Below are 23334 nucleotides of genomic sequence, written 5' to 3'. Positions count from 1 at the left end.
AGGGCCTTCCTGGCGGGGGTGAGCGATCTGGCCGAGGGGCTGGCTGAGCCTTCCCCTCATGATATCCGGGCTCCGCCCCTGACCCGGGTGGGTGGGGACGGGCGCCACACGGCGGGTACCGTGCAGGCCGTGCCGCACGACGTGTTGCCCCCCGACCCCTTCGCGGACGACCCGGACGACCCGGCCCGGGCGTTCCTCGACCCCGAAGACCAGCTGGACGAGCCCATCAGCCCGGACGAACGCACCGAGCTGCTGGCCGACCTCTCCGACCTGGCGGTGTACCAAGCCCTCCTGGAGCCTCGCGGCGTCCGCGGCATCGTCGTGGACTGCGGCGAATGCGACGAACCCCACTACCACGACTGGCACCTCCTGCGCGCCAGCCTCGAACAGCTCCTCGCGGACGGCCGCATGCGCCCCCACGAACCGGCCTTCGACCCGAACCCCGGCGACTACGTGAGCTGGGACTACTGCCGCGGCTTCGCCGACGGCGTGACGGCGAACGAGAGCGCGTACTGAGCTTTGCGGTTGCGCTGAACGGCCCTGGTGAGACTGCTCACCAGGGCCGTTCTCGTCTCGGTGGCCCGCGCTCGAACGACCCTGGTGACCTTCGTGTCACCGGGGCGGTTCGGCTGTTCTCGGGTTTGCCGCTGCGGGTGGGAGCCCGGGGCTTCTGACCAGACGCGGCAGCAAGGACGCAGCCCGCCCTCCCAGGGGGCCATCCCCAGCCCAGTCTATCGGCCACCCCCGACAAAACCGCTGTTCAAGCCGCCGAAGCGCGAAGCTGTCCACAACTTGGCAACTCTGTGGACAACCGGTCGCCCACCCCTGCCGGCAACACCCGCTCACGAAAAACGCCCCGGCCTGAGCCAGGGCGTTTTTCGATGCTGAGCCTTACGGGTTCTCCGACGTGTTGCTCTGGCCGCCGACGCTGTTCTGGCCGCCGACCGTCCCGCTTTCCGAGGACTCGTTGCGGGGGCTGCCACTGCCGCTGCCGGGGTCGTTGCCCGTGACGTCGGTGGGCGTCGTGGACGGCGGCGGCGTGACGGTGGTGGTGTCCGGGGGCGGCGGAGGCGGAGGCGGCGGTACGACGCTGGTCGTGTCCGGCTGGCTGGTGGAGCCGGTGCCGGGCAGGGACGTCGGCTGGCCGCTCGGCTGCTGCGACGCCGTGCTGGCCGGGTTGTTGGCCGGCGGCGGCGTGGCCGGGTTGTTCGGCGGGTTCTGGCCCCCCGTGGTGGGCGCGATCGGGTCACCGAGCTGGGCGGCGAGCTGGCGGTGCTGCTCCAGCAGCTGGTCGCGGTTCTCGTCGTCGGTGACCTGGTTCAGGGCGGCCTGAGCGTCGTCGAGGGCCTTGCGGGCATCGGCGAGGCGGTTGTCGGCCAGGGCGAGGTTGGCCTTCTCGAGGTCGAGCTTCGCCGCGGCGGCGGCTTCGACCGAGTGGGCGTGGTCGGTGTAGAGGACCTTGGTCAGGCCCCACAGCGTGTCGCCCGGCTGGGCGTCGCGGGCGGCGAGGCCGGTGCCGGCGAACGCGATGGCCACCGCGGCGCACGCGGCGGCGACCGGCACCAGGATGCGGCGCCGGCGGCTGCGGTCGGCGCGTTTGCGTGCGAGCGAAGCGGTCTTCACCGTGGTGACGGCGGTGTCGACGTCGACCAGCTCGGCCAGCGGCTCGCTGTCGATGTCGCGGCGCCACGCGAGCAGCAGCGCGTTGAGCTCCTGGTCACCGAGCCCGTCGGCGATGGCCGGGTCCGTGCCTCCGAGCGCGTCGAGCAGCGCGTCGTCGGCCTGGATGGCCGTGAGGTCACCGTCGGCTTCCGGGTCGTAGGCCGTCATGCCGCTCGTGAACGCGGACGGCGACAGGTCACGATCGTCGTCGTGATCAGTCACTCAGATCACCTCCTCGGCGGCGAGCACCTTACGCAGGCGGGCAAGCGCTCGGTGCTGGGCCACTCGAACGGCACCCGGCGTCGACCCGACGGCCTCCGCGGTCTCTTCCGCCGACAAGCCCACCACGACGCGCAGCACGACGATCTCGCGCTGTTTGTCGGGGAGCACCTGCAGCAGCTGTGCCATCCGCTCGTTCAGCTCGCCCTGCAACGCGCGCTGCTCCGGACCGACGCCGACCTCGACCTCGTCGGGGACCTCGGCCACCGGCTCAGCCCGGTTGCGGGCCGCCGCGCGGTGCGCGTCGGCCACCTTGTGCTGGGCGATCCCGTAGACGAAAGCCAGGAACGGGCGGCCTTGTTCACGGTACGAAGGCAATGCCGTGAGCACCGCGAGACACACCTCCTGCGCAACATCGTCTGCCGAAGCGAACGAACGCTCCTGCCTGCCAACCCGAGCACGGCAATACCGCACTACCAGGGGGCGGATGGCCGCCAGTAGCCGGTCCACCGCCTGAGGATCTCCCTCTACGGCAGCGGCGACCGGCTCATCCAGTCCATCCCCCACATTGGCCATCGCAGACAACAGTCCCAGTGTTACGTGTAGGCGTGCAAAGAATCCGGCGCGTGGTCATCGTGCCCCGCCCGCCGGTGACAGTTACCGTACCGTCGGCGACCTCTCCGACAACCGCCAGAGGTGGTCACCGGCGTGCCGCGTCGTGGACCCGGCCGCACCGCACACCTCGATCAGAGGACCAACGAGCGGCTGACCTGCGGGGTACGGCTTGCTGCCCGGGAGGGTGGCGCCGGCTGGGAGCCTGCCCGAGCGGTGGGGACGAAGGCGACGAACGTGACAGGTGACACATCCGTCACCGATGACACAGGTCAAGACCCGAGGACACAGGTACGGGCCAGGGCGGCAACCCTGGCCCGTCGTCACCGTGGCATCAGAACGGACAACCTGTCACGCAGAGCGTGGTCTAGCAGTTACTTGGCTTCAGGACACGAGGCCACGGCGGAAACCGTGGGCCACGGCCTGGGCGCGGTCGCGGACGCCGAGCTTGCGGAACAGCCGCCGCGCGTGCGTCTTCACCGTGTCCTCGGACAGGTACAGCTCACGGCCGATCTGGCCGTTGCTCTTGCCCTGGCTCATGCCGCGCAGCACCTGCAGCTCGCGCTCGGTGAGCTGCACGCCGGGGTCCGACGGCTGGCGCGGCGCCGGCACCGAGGTGCTGGCGAGCGTGTGGGCCAGTGCGGCGACCAGCTCGGGGCGCGAGGCGTCCCAGCGGAGGTAGCCGCGGGCACCGCCGGCGATGGCGGCGGCGATGCTGCCGGCGTCGTCGGGGGCACCGAAGACGATGACGTTCGCCTGGGGGTTCGCGGAGACGAGCCGCCGAGTGGCTTCGACGCCCGTCGGGACCGCGCGCTGCGTCCCGACCAGCACGACGTCGACCGGCTGACGGGTGTACCGGGCCAGCAGCTCGTCACCGTGCGCTACGCAGTCGATGCGACTGACCCCTGGGACCGCGGACATCACACGGGTGAGCCCTTCGCGGACACTGCGTCGGTCGTCGCAGATCAAGACCGTCGTCACGGGGTTTCCTTCCTGCAGCCGGGTGACATTCCACTTCCCCTATCGGACGCTTTAGCCCGAACCTTGACACGATCCGGTGGCTTTTTTTGAAGTTTCTTAGCCCGGATGCCGGAACGGCGTTTCCAGAGGGCTCAACCCGGCCTGTCGGGCACCCACGGTGAATCCTCTGCGATCCGCATCACGCAAGGATCTGCGTGCCGTAACACTGCGTGCAACACCTCGCGGCTTCTGAATCGATACTTCTCGGCGTGTCCGGGGTCCAGATCGGCCGCTACGCGTGTCGCCACCCAAATAAGTGAATAGAGTTCGTATTTCTCGGCGGTCATGGCGGCATTTGTGACGACGTCGAGTGCAGTAGCGCGTTGCTCCGGTTCCCCGGCCGTCGCGAGTGCGACTCCGAACACGATGTCGGATTTGACGATGTGCCGGTGCGAGCCGCGCACCCGCGCCGTTTCCGCAGCTCGCTGCGCAGGCTCGAGCGCCTCCCCCGGACGGCCGGCGGCCAGCGCGATCTCGGCGCCGACCCAGCCGCCACGGACGGTGGCGCGCCAGCGGTCGTCCGCCTCCGCCGCGCGGGCGGCCAGGCGCCGGGCGGCGGTGAGCCGGCCCAGGGCGAGGTTGTCGGCGGCCAGGCCGAGCAGGGCGTCGGCTCGTGCGCCGGCCGCGTCGAGGCCGTCCGGGTCCGGCTGCGAGCGGGCGCCGTCCAGCGCCACCAGCGCCTCCCCGTCCAGCGCCCGCGCAGCGACGTGCCCGCCGAGCTGACGGCGGTGCGACGCCAGCGTGGTCGCGGCCAGCGAGGCGATCACGGGGTCGGCGCTCCGGCGCAGGTCGGCCAGCGCCGTGGCCGCGGCGGCGTAGCGGCCCTGGGCGCCGAGCACGACGGCGGCCAGCAGCCGCTGCCGGGGCTCGGCGGAGGGCGGCGCGGTGACGGGCACCGGTGGCGGCACGAGATCGCCGAACGCGAGCTCGGCGAGGAAGGTTCGGAGCACGGGACCTTTCTAGCGCCCCGCCCCGACAAGAACGTGCTCGACGCGGCCCGCGGCGGCCGGCAGGTCGGCGAGCAGCTCGACCTTGTCGGGCAGCGTGGCGACGTCCCAGCCGGGCCCGCACGCGAACAGCCGGCTGCGCTGACGGCCACGGGACACCCGCGCGAACAGCCGCGGGTCCGCCACGTCACGCCGGTGCGCCCAGAGGACCACGGCGGCGGGCGCGCTGCGTCGCACGGCCACCGCCAGGACCTCAGCGGGCAGCGGCACGCCGAACAGCTGGGCGCCGATCCGCCGCCCCGCCAGCGCCGCCGCGAGCGCGTAGACGGGCATGGTGTCGCGTTCCTCGGGCACGCAGGCGAGCAGCACCGGACGCAGGTTGAGGGGCGCGTCGAGCACGGGCGTCGCGCGCACGAGCGCCGCGTAGACGCACTCGGCCAGCAGGTACTCGACCTCGGCGCCCGCGCTGACCCCGCGCCAGCGCGCGCCGAGGGCCGTGAGCACTGGTTCGACCACCCCCGACCACGCGGCGAGCACGCCGAGCTCGTCGAGGGCCTCGGCGAGCATGCGCTGCACGGCGCCGACGTCCATGGCCAGCGCGGCCGTGCTCAGGCGGCGGGCAAGGCGCGACGGGACCTCGCCGTCGGCGGGCGCGGGGTGCGCCGGCGTCGCGGGTTCGTCGGCGGGCGGGACGATCTCCGTACGCGGCATCTGCTGCAGCGCGTAGCGGGCGGCCTCGGCGGTCGAGGCGCCGCGGAGCAGGGCGCGCTGCATCAGCTCGAGGCGGTCGATGTCGGAGCTGCCGTAGCGGCGGTGCCTGCCGTCGGTGTGGCGGCTGGGGCCCAGCCCGTAGCGGCGGTCCCAGGTACGGAGGGTCGACGGGGCGACCCCGAGCCGGCGAGCGACCGAGGCCACCGGCAGGGTGGGTTCTCCTTCACGCGCTCCGGATCCCACCCGGCCAATATCCAGGCCCGCGAGAGTCACGGCAACCGGAGCCAAAACCCCTGCTCACCATTCCGGGGGATGCCTAACGGCTGAATCATCCCGAAGCTCTTGAACAACTATTGGCGCGCTTCTAACGTTACCGCCGTTGCACCGAATGGAGTATCGGCACCACAGCAGAGCAGCTAATGGCATCGACCGGATGACGGAGGCGGTCAGGATGGCAGACACGCGCAGGCTCCCCGGTCCCAACGCAGATATGTGGGACTGGCAGCTGGAGGGGTCGTGTCGGGGGATGGACAGCGCGGCGTTCTTTCACCCGGACGGCGAGCGGGGGCCGGCTAGGGCACGCCGTGAGGCCAGGGCGAAAGCGGTCTGCCTGGCCTGCCCGGTGCTCGACATGTGCCGGCGGCACGCACTGGCCGTGCACGAGCCCTACGGCATCTGGGGCGGACTGTCGGAGTCCGAGCGGGAGAACCTGATCAAGCAGGACAAACGAGCGCTGAGCATGTCCGGCGGCTGAGCGCGCTCACGAACTCACGGCAGGGGCGGTGTCCACTTCGGACGCCGCCCCTGCCGCGTTTTCGCTGGCGCCAGGCCAGCACAGCATCGCCGCGTCGATGATCGCGGTGAGCCCGGGCAGGTCCACGCCGTCGCGGGCCTGCATCGACAGGCCGAACAAGACCGTGGCGTAGTACGCGCCGAGCGCCTTCACGTCGACGGTTTCGGCGACCTCACCGGCCTCGATCCCGCGGCGCAGGCGGGCCCGGACCAGGTCCCGGACCTCCTCGCGCTGCGCCTTGAGGTACGCGCACACGCCCTGGTTCGAGGGCGAGCAGTTCGTGGCGGCGAGCACGACCATGCAGCCTGTGGGGTGCTCGGGATCCACGTACGTGCGGGCGTTGTCGCGAAGCATCGCTTCGATGGCCTCGCGTGCCGTCGGCTCTTCACGCAGCGCGCGGGGCGTGTAGCTGCCGTACGTCTCGCCGTAGCGCTCGACCGCTTCGCGGAACAGCGCCTCCTTGCCACCGAAGGCCGCGTACAGGCTCGGCGGGTTGATGCCCATGGCGCCGGTCAGGTCGGCCAGCGACGTGCCCTCGTAGCCGCGCTCCCAGAACACGAACATCGCCTGGGTCAGGGCGTGCTCCCGGTCGAACGCGCGTGGCCGGCCTCGCGGTGACATGGACCACCTTCTTTAGCGAGCGATACAGAAAAACTTGACGACCCCATGGTACGGCGTCTTTTATGTAGTCATCGATACAGAAAGGGTGACACATGGGTTCGCTCAACGGCAAGGTCGCACTGGTCACCGGCGGTAGCCGGGGCATCGGCGCGGCGATCGCGAAACGGCTGGCCGAGGACGGCGCCGACGTCGCGATCACGTACGAACGCTCGGCGGACAAGGCGGCCAAGGTGGTCGCCGGGGTCGAGGAGCTGGGCCGGCGCGGCCTCGCCCTGCAGGCCGACTCTGCGGACGCCGCCGCGGTGACGGCGGCCGTCGACCGGGTCGCCGAGGAGCTCGGCGGGCTCGACATCCTGGTCAACAACGCCGGCGTCTCCATCGCGGCACCGCTCGACGAGCTCTCCCTCGCCGACATCGACCAGACGCTCTCCGTGAACGTGCGCGCCGTGCTGGTCGCCACGCAGGCGGCCCTCAAGCACCTCCCCCGCGGCGGCCGCGTGGTCTCGATCGGCAGCGACCTGGCCGAGCGCGTGCCGTTCCCGGGGATGAGCGTGTACTCGGCGAGCAAGGCGGCACTGATCGGCTTCACGCGTGGCCTGGCGCGCGACCTCGGGCCGCGGGGCATCACCGCCACCGTGGTCCACCCGGGCTCGACGAACACCGACATGAACCCGGTCGACGGTCCCTCCGCCGCGGCCCAGGTGCCGCACATCGCGCTGGGCCACTACGCGGACGCGGCGGACGTCGCCGCGACCGTGTCCCACCTCGCCGGCCCCGACGGCCGTTACCTCACGGGCACGGCGATCACGGTCGACGGCGGGTTCACGGCCTGATCGGCCGCCGTCACCGGCCCGGGCGCGCCGCCAGCCCGGTCCAGAACCGCAACGCGGCGCGGTCCAGTTCGAGGGCCAGCTGCGTGGCGTGGTCGGACGCGGCGGCGGTGCCGTGGCGAGCGATGCGGCTGCGGTGCTGCTCGACCTGCTCGGCCGCGAGCTGCGAGAGACTCTCGGGGTCGGCGAGGTCGCTGAAGGCGAGCTTGAGCCAGGCCACGCTGCGGATCTCGGCCGGTTCGGCGTCGGGGCGGCTCAGCCACTCGCGCAGCGCGCGGTGGCCGGCTTCGGTGACGTAGTAGGTCTTGCGGCGGCGGCCGGAGGTCTCCTGGTCGCCTTCGAGCAGGCCTTGTTCCTGCAGCTGGCCGGCAATCGCGTACAGCTGCGCGTGCGGGATGGGCCAGTACTGCCCGATCGAGCGGCGCAACGCCTGCTTCACCGCGTACGGCGTGGTCACCCCGAGCTGGGCGACCATGCCGAGCACCACGTAGGCCGTGGCGGACAGCTCTCGCGTTCCCGAAGTCATCGGCGCCTCCAGTAGTCACACTGAGACTACTCGACGGCGTCGGGAAAACCCGCGGCCAAGATCTTCGTCACGCGATCGGCCAGGCCTCGGCACCGGCTGACCGGTCGGTGCCCGCGGGCTCGAAACCCAGGTGCGCCAAGCGATCCCGGTAGAGCTCGACGTTGGTGCTCACCTCGTAGGTCGCGCGGTCGCCGTCGAAGACAGCGAGGTGGCGAGGTTCACGGCAGCTCCCTCGGCGCAAACGAAACCGGGGCGGCACCCCCTCGCAAGGGAGCGCCGCCCCGGTTCGGCGTGCTGGTGGAACTAGTGCGAGTGACCGTGGCCGTGGCCGGCGTCGGGTTCCTCGTCGACCGGCTTCTCGACCACGGAGCTCTCCGTGGTGAGCACGAGCCGGGCGATGGACGCGGCGTTGGCGACCGCGGAGCGGGTCACCTTGACCGGGTCGACGATGCCCGCCGCGATCAGGTCGGTGAGCTCGCCGGTGGCGGCGTTGAAGCCGTGGCCCCAGCTCTGCTCCTGGACCTTGTTCACGATGACCGCGCCCTCGTGGCCCGCGTTGCTGGCGATCCAGAACAGCGGGGCGGTGAGCGCGTCGCGGACGATGCGGACGCCCGTGGCCTCGTCACCGGTCAGGCCGAGGTCGCCCTCGAGCTCCTTGACCGCGTGGACCAGCGCCGAGCCACCACCGGGGAGGATGCCCTCCTCGACGGCCGCCTTCGTCGACGCCACGGCGTCTTCGATGCGGTGCTTGCGCTCGTTGAGCTCGGTCTCGGTGGCCGCGCCGACCTTGATCACGGCCACGCCGCCGCCGAGCTTCGCGAGCCGCTCCTGCAGCTTTTCGCGGTCCCAGTCGGAGTCGGTGGTCTCGATCTCCTTGCGGATCTGCGCGATCCGGCCGGCGATGGCGTCCTTGGAGCCCGCGCCGTCGACGATCGTGGTGTCGTCCTTGGTGACGACGATCCGGCGAGCGCGACCCAGCGAGCTGAGGTCGATCTCGGACAGCTTCACGCCGATCTCGGCGGAGACGACCTCGCCGCCGGTGACGAACGCGAGGTCGTCCAGGAACGCCTTGCGGCGGTCACCGAAGAACGGCGCCTTGACCGCGACGGCGGTGATCGTCTTGCGCAGCGAGTTCACCACGAGGGTCGACAGCGCCTCGCCGTCGACGTCCTCGGCGATGATCAGCAGCGGCTTCTTGGCCTCGACGACCTTCTCCAGCACCGGGAGCAGGTCGGCCAGCGCCGAGATCTTCTCGCGGGACAGCAGGATGTAGGCGTCCTCGAGGATCGCCTTCTGGTCCTCGGGGTTGGTCGCGAAGTGCGCCGACAGGAAGCCCTTGTCGAACTGCACGCCCTCGGTGATCACGAGCTCGGTCGCCAGGGTCGACGACTCCTCGATGGTGATCACGCCGTCCTCGCCCACGCGCTCGACGGCCTCGCCGAGCAGCTGGCCGATCGTGGCGTCGCGGGAGGTGACGGTGCCGACCTGCGCGATGTTCTCGCGGCCCTTGACCGGGGTGGCCTTGGACTTGAGGATCTCGACGACCTTCTCGGCCGCGGCCTCGATGCCCTTGCCGACCGAGGTCGGGTTGGCACCGGCGGCGACGTTGCGAAGACCGTGCTTGACCAGCGACTGGGCCAGCACCGTGGCGGTGGTCGTGCCGTCACCGGCGACGTCGTTGGTCTTCGTGGCCACGTTCTTGGCCAGCTGCGCGCCGAGGTTCTCGAACGGGTCGTCGAGCTCGATCTCACGCGCGACGGTCACGCCGTCGAGGGTGATGGTCGGGCCGCCGAACTTCTTGTCCAGAACGACGTGGCGACCACGCGGGCCGAGGGTCACCTTGACGGCGTCGGCGAGCTTGTTCACCCCGCGCTCGAGCGCGCGACGAGCGTCCTCGTCGAAACTGATCTGCTTGGGCATAGCGTGTTCCGCTTACCTTTCAGGGGTTTTTGAACGCAAGAACGCCCCGTCCCCCGGCTTGTGCGGGGCCCGGGGCGTCATGCGCTGCGAGCGGACGTCAGTTGATGACGGCCAGCACGTCGCGGGCGGAGAGGATGAGGTAGTCCTCACCGTTGTACTTGACCTCGGTGCCGCCGTACTTGGAGTAGATCACGACGTCGCCCACGGCCACGTCGAGCGGCACGCGGTTGCCCTTGTCGTCGATCCGGCCCGGGCCCACGGCCAGAACCTTGCCCTCCTGGGGCTTTTCCTTGGCGGTGTCGGGGATGACGAGGCCGGAAGCGGTCGTCTCCTCGGCCTCGCTCGTCTGGACAACGATCTTGTCCTCGAGCGGCTTGATGTTCACGCTCACCGGGTTGACCTCCACGGTCGTCGAAAGCGTCGGCAGGATGACTTACGGCTCCTACCACCCCCGCCGTCGCGGGTGCCGGGCGTGTTCGGGCCGTTCGATTAGCACTCTAGCCACGGGAGTGCCAGCATTGCAAGGAGGGTCCATCTGACGTGGGGGAATCCTCGCCGAGGCGGGCTGACCAGCGACTTCATTTCGCACTGGTTCCGCCGGCCGTCGCTAGGCGCCGTCGATCAGGATGAGCAGGCCGAGGGCGATCAGCACGGCGGGCAGGACGATGTGGCCCCAACGCGCGAGGGTCCGGGCGACGGCGGGACGCGTGGCGAGGTGGTGGCCGGCGGCGAGCCAGGCGGCGACCAGCACGAGGAACACCACCGCGTAGACCGTCGTGCCGGCCGGGCCGGTGGTGGCGAAGACGGGGACGTAGACGCCGATGTTGTCGCCGCCGTTGGCGAGGGTGACGGCGGCGACTTCGAGGGTCCGTGGGCCGCCGGGGCGGGCGGGTTCGGCGTCGTCGCCGCGGTGGCGCCAGGCCTGCACCGCGGCGCGGATCCCCAGGGCGATCGACAGCAGGCCGAGGTACGGGATGAAGCCGGCCGGCAGGAACGTCACCCCGAACGCGGCCGCCACGGCGACGACGAGGATCGCCGCGAACCCGAGGTACTGGCCGGTCACGACGGCCCGGGTCGCGCCGGGCAAACCTGCGCCGCGGGCGAAGAAGAGGGCCAGCACGAGGAGGTCGTCGACGTTGGTCACGGCGAACAGGCCCACGGCCTGGCCGACGACGTTCAGGGGCACCCGCCCGACGATGCCAGGTCAGACGGGTTTGGCGGCGCGGACGATCGCGGAGTGCATGCCGTCGGCGACGAGGTGGGTCGGGGTGAGCTGGATGTCGGTGAAGCCCGCGGCTTCCAGGCCCGCGCGGTACTCGGCGAAGGACAGGGCGCCGGCGATGCAGCCCACGTAGTCGCCGCGTTCGGCGCGCTGGGCGGGGCTGAGGGTGTCTTCCGCGACCACGTCGGACACCCCGATCCGTCCGCCGGGCTTGAGGACGCGGAAGGTTTCCGCGAAGACGGCGGGTTTGTCGGTGGACAGGTTGATCACGCAGTTGGAGATCACGACGTCGATGGAGTCCGCGGGCAGCGGGATGGATTCGATGGCGCCCTTCAGGAACTCGACGTTGGTGGCGCCGGCCTTGGCGGCGTTGGCGGTGGCCAACGCCAGCATCTCGTCGGTCATGTCGAGCCCGTAGGCCTTGCCGGCGGGGCCGACGCGGCGGGCGGACAGCAGGACGTCGATGCCGCCACCGGAGCCGAGGTCCAGCACGTGCTCGCCGGGGTGCAGGTCGGCGACCGCGGTGGGGTTGCCGCAGCCCAGGGAGGCGGAGACGGCGTCGGCGGGCAGCTCGGCGCGTTCGTCGGCGGCGTAGAGGCCGGAGCCGAAGTCGACGTCGGCCGGTGCCGGGCCGCAGCACCCGGTCCCGCCTGAGGTGACTTCGAGGGCGGCCGCGGCGTAGCGCCGGCGCACGGTTTCACGCAGGTCGGTCATCGTGCTTCTCCTTGCTGGATCAGCTTGTATCGACGTTTGTGGAAACAACCTTGCGCTCTGGATCGGCAAACGTCAATATAGAAGCATGTCGATCCAGGAGTTGCCCGACGCGCGTGCGGGGTGCTGCGCGGGGCTGAGCTCGGCACCCTTGGCCGAAGCCGAGGCCGCCGAGCTGGCCCGCGTGTTCAAGGCGCTGGGCGACCCGGTGCGGCTGCGGCTGCTGTCGATGATCGCCTCCCGCGAGGGCGGCGAGATGTGCGTGTGCGAGCTGACGCCGGCGTTCGACCTCGCGCAGCCGACGATCTCGCACCACCTGAAACTGTTGCGCCAGGCCGGTTTGATCGACTGCCAGCGCCGGGGGACGTGGGTCTACTACTGGGCGATTCCGTCCACAATGGAGCGTCTCGCCGCTGTGCTGCGCGTACCGCAGGTGGCCCCGGCGTGACCACCTCGCTTCTTCGCCGCGCGGCCGCCGAGGCCGTGGGAACGGCCGCGCTGGTGGCCGTGGTCGTCGGCTCCGGTGCCCAGGCCGCCGAGCTGTCGCGCGACGTCGGCGTGCAGCTGCTGGCGAACTCGCTGGCCACCGTTTTCGGGCTGGGCGTGCTGATCGCGTTGTTCGGGCCGGTGTCCGGCGCGCACTTCAACCCGCTGGTCTCGCTGGCGGCGTGGCTCACCCGTCGTGGGAAGTTCGGGTTGCGCGACGTCGCCGCGTACGTGCCCGCGCAGTTCGCCGGCGGCATCGGCGGCGCGGTCCTGGCGAACGCGATGTTCGCCCGCCCGCTCGTGCAGTGGTCCGGTCATGACCGCACCGCCGGGAACCTGTGGCTCGGCGAGGTGGTGGCGACGGCCGGTCTGCTCATGCTGATCGCAGGGCTCGACCGCACCGGACGCGCGCACCACGCACCGGTGGCGGTGGCGTCGTTCATCGGCGCCGCCTACTGGTTCACGAGCTCCACCTCGTTCGCGAACCCGGCGGTGACCGTCGGACGCGCTTTCACCGACACGTTCGCCGGGATCGCACCCGGCTCGGTCGGTCCCTTCGTCGCCGCCCAGGTCGTCGGCGCCGCCGTCGGCCTCGCGCTCGTCGCGCTGCTGTTCGGCGTTCCCCGCACACTCCAGGAGGCTCGCTCGTGACCCGGTCCGTGTTGTTCGTCTGCGTGCACAACGCGGGCCGGTCGCAGATGGCCGCCGCGTTCCTCTCGCACCTCGGCGGTGACCTCGTCGAGGTCCGCTCGGCCGGCTCCGCACCGGCCGACTCGCTCAACCCCGTCGTGGTCGAAGCCATGGCCGAGGCCGGCATCGACCTCACCGCGGAGACGCCGAAGGTTCTCACCCTCGACGCCGTGGAAGCGTCGGACGTCGTCATCACCATGGGCTGCGGTGACGCCTGCCCCGTCTTCCCCGGCAAGACCTACCTCGATTGGGAACTCGACGACCCGGCCGGCAAATCCCTCGCTGAAGTCCGCGTCATCCGGGACGAGATCCGCAATCGCGTGCGGGCGCTCGTCCCGGAACTTGGGTCAGGCGTCGACCGCGGACGGACGAACACCGCCTGAGCACGGCCGAAGATCGCTAGGCTCGTGGCCGTGAGCAGCAGGATGGCCGACGGCAGCGCGGGCGACGCGGACTACGGCGAGATCGGCAAGGTCTACACCGGCTACCGCAACCCCGACCCCCGCATCGCCGCCGCGGTCGACGAAGCGCTCGGGAACGCGAGGACCGTGCTGAACGTCGGGGCCGGCGCGGGGTCGTACGAGCCGGCCGGCCGGACCGTGACCGCCGTCGAGCCGTCCGCGTCGATGCGGGCGCTGCGGCCGGAGGACCGGCCCGCAGTGGACGCGACGGCGGAGGATCTTCCGTTCGAGGACAACAGTTTCGACGCGGCCATGGCGACGTTCACCGTGCACCAGTGGCCGGATCTCGCGAAGGGCCTGAGCGAGGTTCGGCGCGTCACGAAGGGACCGGTCGCGATCCTCACCTGCGATCCCGACCGGGTACGGGACTTCTGGCTGTACGAGTACGCCCCGGAAGTGCTCGACACGGAAGCACGCCGGTACCCCGCGATCAGCGAGATCGCGAAGTACCTGGGCGACACCGAGGTCGTGCCCGTGCCGGTGCCGCGCGACTGCGTCGACGGGTTCAACGAGGCGTACTACGCGCGGCCGGAGATGCTGCTGGAGCCGCCGGCGCGGCAGGCGTGTTCGGCGTGGAGCTTTGTCGACGAAGCGGCCGTGGCGCGGTTCACGCGCAAGCTGACCAGCGATCTCGCCGACGGGACCTGGGCGGCCGAACACCGAGCGCTCAAGGAACAGCCCACGTTCGACGGCTCGCTCGTGCTCGTGATCGGGCGCTGACGACCGCTGGGCGAAAGCGCCGTCGCGGAGTCTTACCAGCCGCCCCCGTTTCTGGTTAAGTTTCGCCGGAAAAGCACCGACACCTGGGGGTCCCCACCGATGTTCCACTCCGTTACGCGGCGGCTGACCGTCGCGGGCGGGGCGGGGTTGCTGGCGGTCGCATTGGCGACGTCGGCACCCGCCCAAGCCCAACCGGCGAACCAGCAGCGCCAACAAGACTTCACGAGCGCGGCGAAGGAGTTCGGCGTCCCGCTCGACGTGCTGCTCGGCGTCTCGTACCTGGAGTCCCGCTGGGACTACAACGCCGGCACGCCCAGCACCGCCGCCGGCTACGGGCCGATGCACCTCACGGACCTGCGCACGGCCGGCGTCGTGACCAGCGAGTTCGACCAGAGCGGCGAAGACCCGCGCGGCGACGACGCCCGGCCCGCGCTGCACCCGAAGCCCACCCAGCAGCCCGCCGCGATCCCGCCCGGCCTGCAGACCGTGGACCAGGCTGCGGCCCTGCTGCACACGGACGCGGCGACGCTGCGCACCGACCCGAAGCAGAACATCCGCGGCGGCGCCGCCCTGCTGGCCGAGTACCAGCGCAAGCTCGGCGTGCGCAGCGAAGACGCGAAGGACTGGTACGGCGCCGTCGCCGCGTACAGCGGCTCCGAGGACGTGACGGCGGCCCAGACCTTCGCCGACGAGGTCTACACCACCATCGCCGGCGGTGAGACGCGCACGACCGACGACGGCCAGGCCGTCACGCTCGCCGCGACCCCCGGCGTCACGCCCGACCGGGCGCAGGCCGAGCGGCTGGGCCTGAAAGCCGATGCCCCGCCCGCCACCGAGTGCCCGAAGTCCGTGGCCTGTGAGTCCGTGCCCGCGCCTTACCAGGAGCTGCCCGGCGGCGACTACGGCAACCACGACATCGCGAACCGGCCGCAGAGCCAGAAGATCGACACGATCGTCATCCACGACACCGAGGGCTACTGGGACGACGCGCTCACCCTGGCGCAGGACCCGACCTACCTCGCGTGGCACTACACCGTCCGCTCGCAGGACGGCCTGATCGCGCAGCACGTGCCGACCAAGGACGTCGGCTGGCACGCGGGCAACTGGTACGTCAACGCGAAGTCCATCGGCGTCGAGCACGAGGGCTTCGCCGCGCAGGGCACCTGGTACACCGAGGCGATGTACCGGTCGTCGGCGAAGCTCGTCGGCTACCTGGCGAAGCGCTACGGCGTGCCGCTGGACCGCGCGCACATCATCGGCCACGACAACGTGCCGGGCACCACGCCCGCCACCATCCCCGGCATGCACTGGGATCCGGGTCCGTACTGGGACTGGTCGCACTACTTCGACCTGCTGGGCGCGCCGATCAAGGCCACCGGCCGGGCCGGCTCGTCGATGGTGACGATCGCGCCGAAGTTCGCGGCCAACCAGCCCGTGTTCACCGGCTGCGACAAGATCGGCTCCGGCACGCCGTGCGCCGCGCGCGGCTCGGAGGCCGTGGTGCTGCACACGGCGCCGGACACCGCGTCTCCCCTGCTGTCCGACGCCGGGCTGCACGGCACCGGGGCGTCCACTATGGACATTTCCGACGTCGGCAGCCGCGTGGCCACCGGCCAGCAGTACGCCGTGGCCGGACGGCAGGGCGGCTGGACGGCGATCTGGTACCTGGGTCAGAAGGGCTGGCTGCCGAGCAACACCGTGGTCCCGGCGAGCGGCCTCGTCGCCACGCCGAAGCCGGGCAAGGCGACGATTCCCGTCTACGGGCGGGCGTTCCCGGAGGCGTCGGCGTACCCGGCCGGGATCACGCCGCAAGCGCTGGCGCCCATGCCCTACACGTTCGCGGCGGGCCAGACCTACTCCGTCGGCGGCGTCGTTCCGTCGGAGTACTACTCGGCGACGACGTTCGACGTGTCGGACCACGTGGTGGTGCGCGGGAAGACGAAGTACGTGGAAGTCCAGTTCGGACACCGCGTCGAGTACGTGAACCTCGACGACGTGGTGCTGAAGCCGGCTTTCTGAGGTTGTGAAGACGAAGAAGGGCCTCTCCCGGCGGAGGGGCCCTTCTTCGTTGCCTCAGCTGTCCAGCGCCACCTTCACGCCGCTGGTGACCTCGGTGTTGCGCCGCGTCTTGGACCAGCCGTTGCGGCCGCGCACGAGACGGGTCACGGCGCGCCAGGACGTGATGTAGAAGGTGTAGATGTAGGCCGCGTACAGCAGGCCCATGCCGAGGCCGCGGAAGATGTTCTTGCTGCCCAGGCATTTCATCTGGTAGATCGGGCCCCACACCACGAACGGCAGCAGGCCGAACGAGCCGTAGATGGCGAAGAGGATCCAGGCGCCGCCGGTGAACCACGTCCAGACCTGCGACGGATCGCCGGCCGTGGTGGCCAGCAGGAGGATGAACGGCACCGGGTAGAGCAGCGAACCGAGCAGCTGCATCCACGGCTGCGCCAGGTAGTACATCATCTCCGCGGCGCCCAAAGTGGACACGTGCGGTGAGTCCCAGATGCGGCGCAGGTACCGCGAGCACTGCATCGTGCCCTGGCCCCAGCGCGTGCGCTGCACGAGGAAACGCCGCAGGCTGTACAGGCCTTCCTGCGCCACGTGGGAATCCGGCGTGAAGCCCGTGCGCCAGCCGGCCGTGAGCAGGTGGACGCCGAGCTCGAAGTCCTCCAGCAGGGAGCCGCGCCAGGGCTGGTGCTCGTCGCCGCCGATGGAGTCGAGGGCGGCCAGTCGCGTGAACTGGCCGTTGCCGCCCATGGAGATCGTGCCGGTGAAGCCGCGGGAGGTCTGGATCGCGGCGATCGCCGTGCGGAACTCCAGGTCCTGCAGCTGCGCCAGCTTCAGCCCGAACGCGCGCGCGAACCAGGTGCGACCCGGCGGGCGGGTGCGGACGTTGCTCATGCGCACGTCGAGCTGCACGGCGCCGATCTTCCGGTCGCCGAAGAGGTGGTCGGCCGCGCAGACCTCGAGGCAGTTGGCGGCCGGGCGGCCGTCCGCGTCGACGACCACCACGACCACGCGGTCGCGGTCGGTGTCGGGTTCGAGCCACTCGTCGAGGGCCCGGTAGGCGGCGTTGAGGGCGTCGCCCTTGCCCGTGCGGGCCTCGGGCCGCTTGCGCGCCACCAGATGCAGGTTGGGGTCGTAGCCGCCGTTGCGCCGCCACACCGAGCGGACGACGCGGGCGGTGCGGTCGTCGGAGTCGTCGTCGACGACCCACACGTGCGCGCGGCGGAAGGTGGTGCGCAGGTAGCGCACGGTCTCGCGGATCACGGCTTCCTCGTCGCGGCATGGCACGAAGAAGTGCCAGGCGAACGCGTCGGGATCGCCGACCGGGGCGGGTTTGCGGCGCAGGTAGGGCACCACGATCATCGCGACGTAGACGATGAACGCGACGCTCATCGTCAGCGCGAACGCCTGGGTGATCGAGAGCAGGACCTTGAACCCGGTGTCGTTCACGCGGCCGTGCCCTGGTTCTTCTCCGCCTTCGTCTGGCGGGTCGCGAGCCAGACGAACAGCACGAGCGACACCGCGCCGCCGAGCACGCTGACCATCGAGCCGAGCAGCGTGTGGCCCCAGTAGTAGCCCTCGTCGGTGCCCAGCGCGTGGACCAGACCGACGATGGTGAGAATACGCAACTGATTCACGAGAATGACGGCGATCGCGGCAATTCCCAGCGAGAGAAACAGTCGGCGCGCATTCCGCGGACGGAAGTAGAGGAGCACCGCAGTCACGAGCAGAAGTGGCAGCAAGAGGAATACAGAAGAGCATTCCGGGGTCATTCTCAACCCGAACGGAGTAGCGCCGGTCAACCCGAAGTACACGGATTCGCGACTACCGGCCACATAAACACCCGATGAGGTGATGACCCTCAGTATCGCCCCCGCGAGCTGCACTTCCAGCTCGCGGTAGGACCGCTCCACGAGCACGAGGACCACGCCGACCGCGACCACCCCGAGCACCGCCATACGCAGCGGAAACCGGGAGACGGGGGACACAGGTGTGTTCGCTACTGCCACGACGACCCTCTCAGCCGGAAACCTTCGGAAGAACGGCGGACCCCGGCGCCAGCGTAAGACACCAGTGCCGGAACTTTCGACGGGTATCCCCCTTCTCAGGGATCTCCCAGCGCCTTTCGGCACGAATGACGAGAAGCTTGCTAGGCCGTTCGGGTGATGCCTGCACCGACGTGGGAACCGGCCCGGATAAACCACCCGATACGGTGGTCTCCCCGGAATTGTGTGCCATTTCCGGCAACGCCACCGATATTCGATCAGCGTGCCGACTCTTGTTCAGCGGGATTCGTCCGTGCAGCGGCTCGCCCTGACAAAAATCGGAGGACCAGTGAAGAAACACCTCTTGCGACGAGGCGGGATGCTCGCCGCTGTGGTGGCGAGCATCGCCCTCGCCGGAGCAGTTCCGGCTTCGGCGGCGCCCGGTGACGGTTCCGCCTACGGCGTGAACGTCGACGTGAAGCTGCTCGGCGCGTCCGCGGTCAAGCTCGGCCCGCTCGCGGCGGCGAACACCGACGGACCGACGAGCAACAGCACGGTCAGCGCCAACGCCGCCGGGATCCTCACCGCCGGCGTCATCAACACCTCGGCCGTCCGCGACGACAACTCGGGCGCGGTCACGGCGAAGGCGAGCACCGCCAACGTCGGGCTGCCGCTGCTGAAGGCGGCGCTGGGCAACGTCGGGATCAAGGCCGTGGAGGCGGTCTGCACCGCGACCCAGGAAGGCGTCAAGGGCAGCTCCACGCTGGTCGGGGCCGATCTGGGCAGTGTCGGCGACGTCGACTCGAACCCGGCGCCGAACACGCAGATCAAGGTCGGGCTCGGCCCGGTCAACGTGGCGACGCTGATCCTCAACGAGCAGATCAAGAACAAGGACGGCAGCCTCACGGTCAACGCCCTGCACCTGAAGCTGCTCGGCGGCGTCGTCGGCGCCCTCGGCAGCGGCGACGTGATCGTGTCGTCGGCGACCTGCGGCCCGGCCGCTCCGCCGATGCCGCTCGCGTCCGGCGCCGGCCTGTGGGTGGGCCTCGGTGTGCTCGCGGCCGTCGCCGTGCCGGTCGGCCTGCGGTTCACCCGTCGCCGCTCGGTCGCCTGACCGGTCCGGGGTGATCGACTGATGTACAAGATGCCAGGTGCGGGCGTCGGCGTCGCCGGTGGCGGCGTGGGCACCCTCGCCGCCACCGGCGCCGACGTCGGCTGGTGGATCACGGTCGGCGCGCTCCTCGTGGTCCTCGGGACCGTCGCGGTGATCGCCGCCTACCGCCGCAACCGGCGGCTCGCCCGCGGTTAGCAGCACCGTGGGCCACCGGCTTCGGCCGGCGGCCCACGGGCTGTGCCGCGCCGGGCTGCTCACCTCCAGCGAGCAGCCCGGCGCACCGCTTCACCGCCCGACCGCCAACCCGAGGGCGACCGGCCCAAGCGACCACAACCACGCGGGTGGGAGCGGCCGGACGCGGAAACCCGCGCGGCCCTCCCGGGCCCGATGCGTCAGCGGCGAACCGATGACCACAACTACAAGACGACAGCCCGCACCCGGCGTAGTCGTCGCAAGCAGCGTGGGCGCAAGCGACTGCCGGGACTCACGCGGTCCCGCTTGGCGTGGACGCGAACCGCGGAGCCGCCAGGCGCGCGGGAGCAAGACACACAACCGAACAGCACAAGACCTCCGCCAGCCGCAGCCCGCGGTGATTCGCGGTCGGTGAAAGGCCCGGTCGTTCTCTCGAACGTCGGTGAGCTGGGGTTTCCGGGACACTCGAAAGTGTGGAACACGTGGACGTGATGTTGCTGGCCGGCACGCGGCCGGAGGCGGTGAAACTGGCGCCGCTCGTCGTGGCGCTCGAGGGGCGTGCCGGGGTACGGCCCGTGTTGGTGCACAGCGGCCAGCACCAGGGGATGGTGGAGCAGGCGCTCGTGCCGTTCGGGCTGGGCGTGGACGCGTGGCTGGACGTGCCGGAGCGGGTGAGCGGGACGCAGGCCGAGCTGGTGAGCGGGCTGCTGCCGGCGTTGGACGCGCAGCTGCGGAGCCTCAGGCCGGCGGCGGTGGTCGTCCAGGGCGACACCACGACGGGGCTGGCGGGGGCGCTGGCGGCGTTCTGGCTGGGGATTCCGGTGGTGCACCTCGAAGCCGGGCTGCGGACCAACGATCTCGCCGCGCCGTTCCCCGAAGAGGGCACGCGGCAGATGGTGGCGCGCATCGCGGCGTTGCACCTGGCGCCGACCGAAGCGGCGGCGAAGGCGTTGCGCGCGGAGGGCGTCGCCGACGAGAAGATCGTGCTGACCGGGAACACGGTCGTCGACGCGGTGCTGGCGATCACGGCGCGCGACCTGCCGGCGCACGATCCGGCGCTGGCGTTGCTGGAGATGGAGATCGCGGAGGCCGGGGAACGGCTGGTGCTGGTGACGTCGCACCGCCGGGAGTCCTGGGGCGAGCCGCTGGATCAGACGCTGACCGCCGTGCGGCGGATCGTCGAAACCCATCCCGACGTGCAGGTGTTGTTCCCCGTCCACCCCAACCCGGCGGTGCGGGCGCAGGTGACGGCGACACTCGGCGGCGTCGAGCGCGTGACGATCACCGAGCCGCTCGAGTACCCCGACCTCGTGCGCGCGCTGCGGCTGGCGTCGCTCGTGCTCACGGATTCCGGCGGCATCCAGGAGGAGGCGCCGACGTTCGGGACGCCCGTGCTGGTGCTGCGCGAGGTCACGGAACGCGCCGAGGCCGTCGACGCCGGGTGCGCCTGGCTGGTGGGCACGGATCCGGAGAAGATCACCGGCACCGCGACCCGGCTGCTGGCCGGGAGCCTGTGCCCCGCGCAGACGCCGAACCCCTACGGCGACGGCCACGCCGCCGAGAAGGCCACCACCGCGATCGAGCGCCTGCTGGGCGTGAAAACCGCACTGCAGCAGGCCCACTCCTAGAGCGAGACGATCTCCACCGACAGCCCCGGGGTGGCCGAGAACTCCCACGGTGCCGTCGGCCGCCCGGCCGCGACGACGTGGGCGCCGAGCGCCGCGATCATCGCGCCGTTGTCCGTGCACAGCCGGGGCCGCGGCACGCGCAGCTCGATGCCCGCCGCGGCACAGCGTTCGGCCGCCAGCTCGGACAGCCGGGAATTCGCGGCGACACCGCCGGAGATCACGATGGTACCGATCCCCTGCTCTTGAGCCGCCTTCACGGCCTTCGCGGTCAGCACGTCCGCCACGGCCTCCTGGAACGAAGCCGCGACGTCGTTCACCGGCACTTCGCCACCGTCGCGTTCCACCTTCTCCACCCACCGCGCCACGGCGGTCTTCAAGCCGGAGAACGAGAAGTCGAACTTCGCGTCGCGCGGACCCGTCATACCGCGCGGGAACGCGATGGCGGAACCGTTGCCCAGCCGGGCCGCCTTGTCGATCGGCGGCCCACCCGGGTACGGCAGGTCCAGCACCCGGGCGACCTTGTCGTAGGCCTCACCGGCGGCATCGTCCACAGTGGACCCGATCTCGGTGATCTTCGACGCGATGTCGTCCACGCGCAGCAGCTGCGTGTGCCCACCGGACACCAGCAGCGCGAGCACCGGCGAGGGCAACGGACCGTGCTGCAGCGTGTCCACCGCGATGTGCCCGGCCAGGTGGTTCACGCCGTAGAGCGGCACGTCGAGCGCCGACGCGTAGGCCTTCGCCGCCGACACGCCGACCAGCAACGCGCCGGCGAGCCCAGGCCCGGCCGTCACGGCGATGGCGTCCACATCGGACAGCTTCAGCCCGGCCGTCGCGAACGCCCGCTCGGCCGTGGGCACCATCGCTTCGAGGTGCGCGCGGCTGGCGACCTCGGGCACCACGCCGCCGAAGCGCGCGTGCTGCTCGACGCTGGAGGCGACCTCGTCGGCGAGCAGTTCCACCGCGCCGTCGTCGTGCAGGCGGACGAGGCCGACGCCGGTCTCGTCGCAGGAGCTCTCGATGCCCATGATGACGCGCGACATCAGCCGGCCACCTCGTCTTTTGCCGGGGTCCGCGCCGGGCGGGCCATGGTGAACGCGTCGGCACCGGAGGGCTGGTAGTAGCGCTTCCGGATGCCGAGCTTCTCGAAACCGTGCCGTTCGTAGAGGCCGACGGCCGTGTCGTTGTCGGTGCGCACCTCGAGGAACACGGGCGCCGACACCTCGTCGGCGCGCTCCAGCAACGCGCGCAGCAGGGCCTTGCCGATGCCTTGGCCCTGCGCCTCGGGCACCACGCCGATGGTGTGGATCTCCGCCTCGTACTCGCCGCGGCGGCCGACCACGGCGAGGCCGCCGTAGCCGAGCAGCTCGGTGCCGTCGTCGGTGCGCGCGGCCAGGTAGAAGTGACCCTGGTCCAGCTCGGAGTGGAACGCGCGGGCGCTCCACGGGTCGTCGCCGGGGAAGAGCACCTGCTCGATCTCCGCGCAGCGCTTCGCGTCGCTGCGGCGCAGGCGGTCGAGCTTCATGGCGACGTCACCCTCTTGCGAGCGGTGGGCTCGACGGCGTCGGGGCGGCGCAGATACAGCGGCGTCAGTGGCTCGGGCGTCGCGCCGGACAGCAGCGCTTCGCGCGCGACGCGGACCAGCCCGGACGGCGACGGGAACCGCGGCTCGATGGGCACGACGCCGACCGCGTCCGCGTACTGCAGCGCACCGTCACCGGCGGCGACGCGCGAAGTGGTCTCGACCTCGGCGGGGCGCTGCACGTGGGGACCGCTCACGCGCGTGCCGGCCGCGTCGTACTCGGCCCAGTACACCTCGCGACGGCGGGCGTCGGTGAGCACGAGGAACGGCTTGTCCGTGCGCACCACCTCCGCGGCGATCGCGTCGAGGCTGCCGACCGGGTAGACGGGGATGCCGAGCGCGTGGCCGTACGCCGCGGCCGTGGCCATGCCGGCGCGCAGGCCCGTGAACGGGCCGGGGCCGACGCCGCACACGATCGCGTCGAGGTCGCGCAGCGTCACGCCCGCTGCCTCGGCCGCCGCGAGGGCGTGGGGCGTGATGAGCTCGCCGTGGGCTCGCGGGTCGACCGTGACGCGGTCGGCCCGGGTGGTCAGTTCCGACTCGTCCACGGCGACGATGCCCGCGGTCACGGCCGGGGTCGAGGTGTCGATCGCCAGTACCAGCACGGTTTCCCAGCTTACGTCCAGTCCGAGAGTGACAGGCTGGCGGGCCGAAGGGGCAACCCCGCAACCG

The 23334-nt window shown here is 71.1% G+C and carries 27 protein-coding genes; 11 read left to right on the top strand and 16 right to left on the bottom strand.

The window, feature by feature from the left end; genetic code table 11:
- The first annotated feature begins 120 nt into the window (after positions 1 to 120).
- Entirely contained in the window at positions 121 to 516 is a 396-nt protein-coding gene (locus tag ACFY1H_RS12840) for a DUF5319 domain-containing protein (RefSeq protein WP_220247349.1), read from the top strand.
- 375 nt (positions 517 to 891) lie between these two features.
- Here ACFY1H_RS12840 and ACFY1H_RS12835 read toward each other — a convergent pair whose 3' ends face one another.
- The 5 genes from ACFY1H_RS12835 to ACFY1H_RS12815 all read right to left on the bottom strand — a co-directional run bounded on the left by ACFY1H_RS12835 (position 892) and on the right by ACFY1H_RS12815 (position 5381).
- Positions 892 to 1884, bottom strand: coding sequence for an anti-sigma-D factor RsdA (locus ACFY1H_RS12835; RefSeq protein ID WP_386946441.1), 993 nt, complete (start codon positions 1882 to 1884; stop codon positions 892 to 894).
- Positions 1885 to 2457, bottom strand: coding sequence for a sigma-70 family RNA polymerase sigma factor (locus tag ACFY1H_RS12830; protein ID WP_220247347.1), 573 nt, complete (start codon positions 2455 to 2457; stop codon positions 1885 to 1887).
- A 420-nt stretch (positions 2458 to 2877) separates the two neighbouring features.
- The gene (locus tag ACFY1H_RS12825) at positions 2878 to 3474 is read right to left on the bottom strand and encodes a response regulator transcription factor (RefSeq protein ID WP_020662719.1); all 597 of its coding nucleotides are present in this window, start codon (positions 3472 to 3474) and stop codon (positions 2878 to 2880) included.
- Between the two features lie 131 nt (positions 3475 to 3605).
- Positions 3606 to 4463, bottom strand: coding sequence for a hypothetical protein (locus tag ACFY1H_RS12820; protein WP_386946439.1), 858 nt, complete (start codon positions 4461 to 4463; stop codon positions 3606 to 3608).
- A 9-nt stretch (positions 4464 to 4472) separates the two neighbouring features.
- Complete coding sequence (locus ACFY1H_RS12815) at positions 4473 to 5381, bottom strand: MerR family transcriptional regulator (RefSeq protein WP_386946874.1); 909 nt, start codon at positions 5379 to 5381, stop codon at positions 4473 to 4475.
- Between the two features lie 223 nt (positions 5382 to 5604).
- Here ACFY1H_RS12815 and ACFY1H_RS12810 point away from each other — a divergent pair, with 223 nt between their 5' ends.
- On the top strand, positions 5605 to 5925 hold the full coding sequence (locus tag ACFY1H_RS12810) for a WhiB family transcriptional regulator (RefSeq protein WP_220246148.1): 321 nt from the start codon (positions 5605 to 5607) through the stop codon (positions 5923 to 5925).
- 6 nt (positions 5926 to 5931) lie between these two features.
- Here the strand turns inward: ACFY1H_RS12810 and ACFY1H_RS12805 are convergent, their stop codons facing one another.
- Positions 5932 to 6585: a TetR/AcrR family transcriptional regulator gene (locus ACFY1H_RS12805; RefSeq protein WP_386946437.1), complete on the bottom strand. Its 654-nt coding sequence runs from the start codon at positions 6583 to 6585 to the stop codon at positions 5932 to 5934.
- Positions 6586 to 6677: 92 nt separating this feature from the next.
- On the opposite strand from ACFY1H_RS12805, the gene ACFY1H_RS12800 reads away from it, so the two are divergent.
- Complete coding sequence (locus ACFY1H_RS12800) at positions 6678 to 7418, top strand: SDR family NAD(P)-dependent oxidoreductase (RefSeq protein WP_366575699.1); 741 nt, start codon at positions 6678 to 6680, stop codon at positions 7416 to 7418.
- Between the two features lie 10 nt (positions 7419 to 7428).
- Here ACFY1H_RS12800 and ACFY1H_RS12795 read toward each other — a convergent pair whose 3' ends face one another.
- The 5 genes from ACFY1H_RS12795 to arsM form a co-directional block, all read right to left on the bottom strand.
- Positions 7429 to 7941 carry a PadR family transcriptional regulator gene (locus ACFY1H_RS12795; RefSeq protein ID WP_366575701.1) on the bottom strand — a complete coding sequence of 171 codons (513 nt, stop codon included), beginning with the start codon at positions 7939 to 7941 and terminating at the stop codon, positions 7429 to 7431.
- 303 nt (positions 7942 to 8244) lie between these two features.
- Positions 8245 to 9861: a chaperonin GroEL gene (gene groL, locus ACFY1H_RS12790; protein WP_366575702.1), complete on the bottom strand. Its 1617-nt coding sequence runs from the start codon at positions 9859 to 9861 to the stop codon at positions 8245 to 8247.
- Between the two features lie 97 nt (positions 9862 to 9958).
- On the bottom strand, positions 9959 to 10252 hold the full coding sequence (gene groES / locus ACFY1H_RS12785) for a co-chaperone GroES (protein WP_009072407.1): 294 nt from the start codon (positions 10250 to 10252) through the stop codon (positions 9959 to 9961).
- 216 nt (positions 10253 to 10468) lie between these two features.
- Positions 10469 to 11047, bottom strand: coding sequence for a cadmium resistance transporter (locus ACFY1H_RS12780; protein ID WP_366575705.1), 579 nt, complete (start codon positions 11045 to 11047; stop codon positions 10469 to 10471).
- An 18-nt stretch (positions 11048 to 11065) separates the two neighbouring features.
- Positions 11066 to 11797, bottom strand: coding sequence for an arsenite methyltransferase (arsM, locus tag ACFY1H_RS12775; protein WP_366575707.1), 732 nt, complete (start codon positions 11795 to 11797; stop codon positions 11066 to 11068).
- Positions 11798 to 11882: 85 nt separating this feature from the next.
- Between arsM and ACFY1H_RS12770 the strand changes: the two genes are divergently transcribed.
- The 5 genes from ACFY1H_RS12770 (at position 11883) to ACFY1H_RS12750 (ending at position 16170) form a co-directional block, all read left to right on the top strand.
- Positions 11883 to 12242 (top strand): ArsR/SmtB family transcription factor, encoded by a 360-nt coding sequence (locus ACFY1H_RS12770; RefSeq protein WP_386946434.1) that lies wholly within the window; start codon positions 11883 to 11885, stop codon positions 12240 to 12242.
- Positions 12239 to 12931 carry an aquaporin gene (locus ACFY1H_RS12765; RefSeq protein ID WP_386946432.1) on the top strand — a complete coding sequence of 231 codons (693 nt, stop codon included), beginning with the start codon at positions 12239 to 12241 and terminating at the stop codon, positions 12929 to 12931. The genes ACFY1H_RS12770 and ACFY1H_RS12765 overlap by 4 nt, the downstream gene beginning before the upstream one ends.
- Positions 12928 to 13353 (top strand): arsenate reductase ArsC, encoded by a 426-nt coding sequence (locus tag ACFY1H_RS12760; RefSeq protein WP_386946430.1) that lies wholly within the window; start codon positions 12928 to 12930, stop codon positions 13351 to 13353. The genes ACFY1H_RS12765 and ACFY1H_RS12760 overlap by 4 nt, the downstream gene beginning before the upstream one ends.
- 30 nt (positions 13354 to 13383) lie before the next feature.
- Complete coding sequence (locus ACFY1H_RS12755; protein ID WP_386946429.1) at positions 13384 to 14151, top strand: class I SAM-dependent methyltransferase; 768 nt, start codon at positions 13384 to 13386, stop codon at positions 14149 to 14151.
- 99 nt (positions 14152 to 14250) lie between these two features.
- Complete coding sequence (locus ACFY1H_RS12750) at positions 14251 to 16170, top strand: N-acetylmuramoyl-L-alanine amidase (protein ID WP_386946427.1); 1920 nt, start codon at positions 14251 to 14253, stop codon at positions 16168 to 16170.
- A gap of 54 nt (positions 16171 to 16224) precedes the next feature.
- Here ACFY1H_RS12750 and ACFY1H_RS12745 read toward each other — a convergent pair whose 3' ends face one another.
- Entirely contained in the window at positions 16225 to 17553 is a 1329-nt protein-coding gene (locus ACFY1H_RS12745) for a glycosyltransferase (RefSeq protein ID WP_366575967.1), read from the bottom strand.
- A gap of 53 nt (positions 17554 to 17606) precedes the next feature.
- Entirely contained in the window at positions 17607 to 18149 is a 543-nt protein-coding gene (xrtP, locus tag ACFY1H_RS12740; protein ID WP_386946425.1) for an exosortase P, read from the bottom strand.
- Positions 18150 to 18525: 376 nt separating this feature from the next.
- Between xrtP and ACFY1H_RS12735 the strand changes: the two genes are divergently transcribed.
- The 3 genes from ACFY1H_RS12735 (at position 18526) to wecB (ending at position 21080) form a co-directional block, all read left to right on the top strand.
- Positions 18526 to 19260: a choice-of-anchor P family protein gene (locus tag ACFY1H_RS12735; protein WP_386946424.1), complete on the top strand. Its 735-nt coding sequence runs from the start codon at positions 18526 to 18528 to the stop codon at positions 19258 to 19260.
- A gap of 21 nt (positions 19261 to 19281) precedes the next feature.
- Positions 19282 to 19455: an LPXTG cell wall anchor domain-containing protein gene (locus ACFY1H_RS12730; protein WP_354876031.1), complete on the top strand. Its 174-nt coding sequence runs from the start codon at positions 19282 to 19284 to the stop codon at positions 19453 to 19455.
- 479 nt (positions 19456 to 19934) lie between these two features.
- Complete coding sequence (wecB, locus tag ACFY1H_RS12725; RefSeq protein ID WP_366575969.1) at positions 19935 to 21080, top strand: non-hydrolyzing UDP-N-acetylglucosamine 2-epimerase; 1146 nt, start codon at positions 19935 to 19937, stop codon at positions 21078 to 21080.
- Here wecB and tsaD read toward each other — a convergent pair.
- The 3 genes from tsaD to tsaB are packed head-to-tail and all read right to left on the bottom strand — an operon-like array spanning position 21077 to position 23267.
- Positions 21077 to 22123: a tRNA (adenosine(37)-N6)-threonylcarbamoyltransferase complex transferase subunit TsaD gene (gene tsaD, locus ACFY1H_RS12720; RefSeq protein WP_366575722.1), complete on the bottom strand. Its 1047-nt coding sequence runs from the start codon at positions 22121 to 22123 to the stop codon at positions 21077 to 21079. The genes wecB and tsaD overlap by 4 nt on opposite strands.
- A complete protein-coding gene (gene rimI, locus ACFY1H_RS12715) occupies positions 22123 to 22605 on the bottom strand; it encodes a ribosomal protein S18-alanine N-acetyltransferase (RefSeq protein ID WP_366575724.1) in 483 nt (160 codons plus the stop codon). The genes tsaD and rimI overlap by 1 nt, the downstream gene beginning before the upstream one ends.
- On the bottom strand, positions 22602 to 23267 hold the full coding sequence (gene tsaB, locus ACFY1H_RS12710) for a tRNA (adenosine(37)-N6)-threonylcarbamoyltransferase complex dimerization subunit type 1 TsaB (RefSeq protein WP_366575725.1): 666 nt from the start codon (positions 23265 to 23267) through the stop codon (positions 22602 to 22604). Before tsaB ends, rimI begins: the two co-directional genes overlap by 4 nt.
- Positions 23268 to 23334 lie beyond the last annotated feature (67 nt).

This window comes from Amycolatopsis sp. NPDC001319 (assembly GCF_042896185.1).
Classification (GTDB): domain Bacteria; phylum Actinomycetota; class Actinomycetes; order Mycobacteriales; family Pseudonocardiaceae; genus Amycolatopsis.
Note: the sequence above shows the minus strand (reverse complement) of the source record. Positions and strands in the feature narration are given on the sequence as shown.

Bases quoted from the DNA above. Each gene is read 5' to 3' on its own strand.
- ACFY1H_RS12830 (WP_220247347.1), bottom strand. From the start codon at position 2,457: ATGGCCAATGTGGGGGATGGACTGGATGAGCCGGTCGCCGCTGCCGTA.
- ACFY1H_RS12810 (WP_220246148.1), top strand. From the start codon at position 5,605: ATGACGGAGGCGGTCAGGATGGCAGACACGCGCAGGCTCCCCGGTCCC.
- ACFY1H_RS12805 (WP_386946437.1), bottom strand. From the start codon at position 6,585: ATGTCACCGCGAGGCCGGCCACGCGCGTTCGACCGGGAGCACGCCCTG.
- ACFY1H_RS12800 (WP_366575699.1), top strand. From the start codon at position 6,678: ATGGGTTCGCTCAACGGCAAGGTCGCACTGGTCACCGGCGGTAGCCGG.
- ACFY1H_RS12795 (WP_366575701.1), bottom strand. From the start codon at position 7,941: ATGACTTCGGGAACGCGAGAGCTGTCCGCCACGGCCTACGTGGTGCTC.
- groL (WP_366575702.1), bottom strand. From the start codon at position 9,861: ATGCCCAAGCAGATCAGTTTCGACGAGGACGCTCGTCGCGCGCTCGAG.
- arsM (WP_366575707.1), bottom strand. From the start codon at position 11,797: ATGACCGACCTGCGTGAAACCGTGCGCCGGCGCTACGCCGCGGCCGCC.
- ACFY1H_RS12770 (WP_386946434.1), top strand. From the start codon at position 11,883: ATGTCGATCCAGGAGTTGCCCGACGCGCGTGCGGGGTGCTGCGCGGGG.
- ACFY1H_RS12750 (WP_386946427.1), top strand. From the start codon at position 14,251: ATGTTCCACTCCGTTACGCGGCGGCTGACCGTCGCGGGCGGGGCGGGG.
- ACFY1H_RS12745 (WP_366575967.1), bottom strand. From the start codon at position 17,553: ATGAGCGTCGCGTTCATCGTCTACGTCGCGATGATCGTGGTGCCCTAC.
- ACFY1H_RS12735 (WP_386946424.1), top strand. From the start codon at position 18,526: ATGCTCGCCGCTGTGGTGGCGAGCATCGCCCTCGCCGGAGCAGTTCCG.
- ACFY1H_RS12730 (WP_354876031.1), top strand. From the start codon at position 19,282: ATGTACAAGATGCCAGGTGCGGGCGTCGGCGTCGCCGGTGGCGGCGTG.
- tsaD (WP_366575722.1), bottom strand. From the start codon at position 22,123: ATGTCGCGCGTCATCATGGGCATCGAGAGCTCCTGCGACGAGACCGGC.
- rimI (WP_366575724.1), bottom strand. From the start codon at position 22,605: ATGAAGCTCGACCGCCTGCGCCGCAGCGACGCGAAGCGCTGCGCGGAG.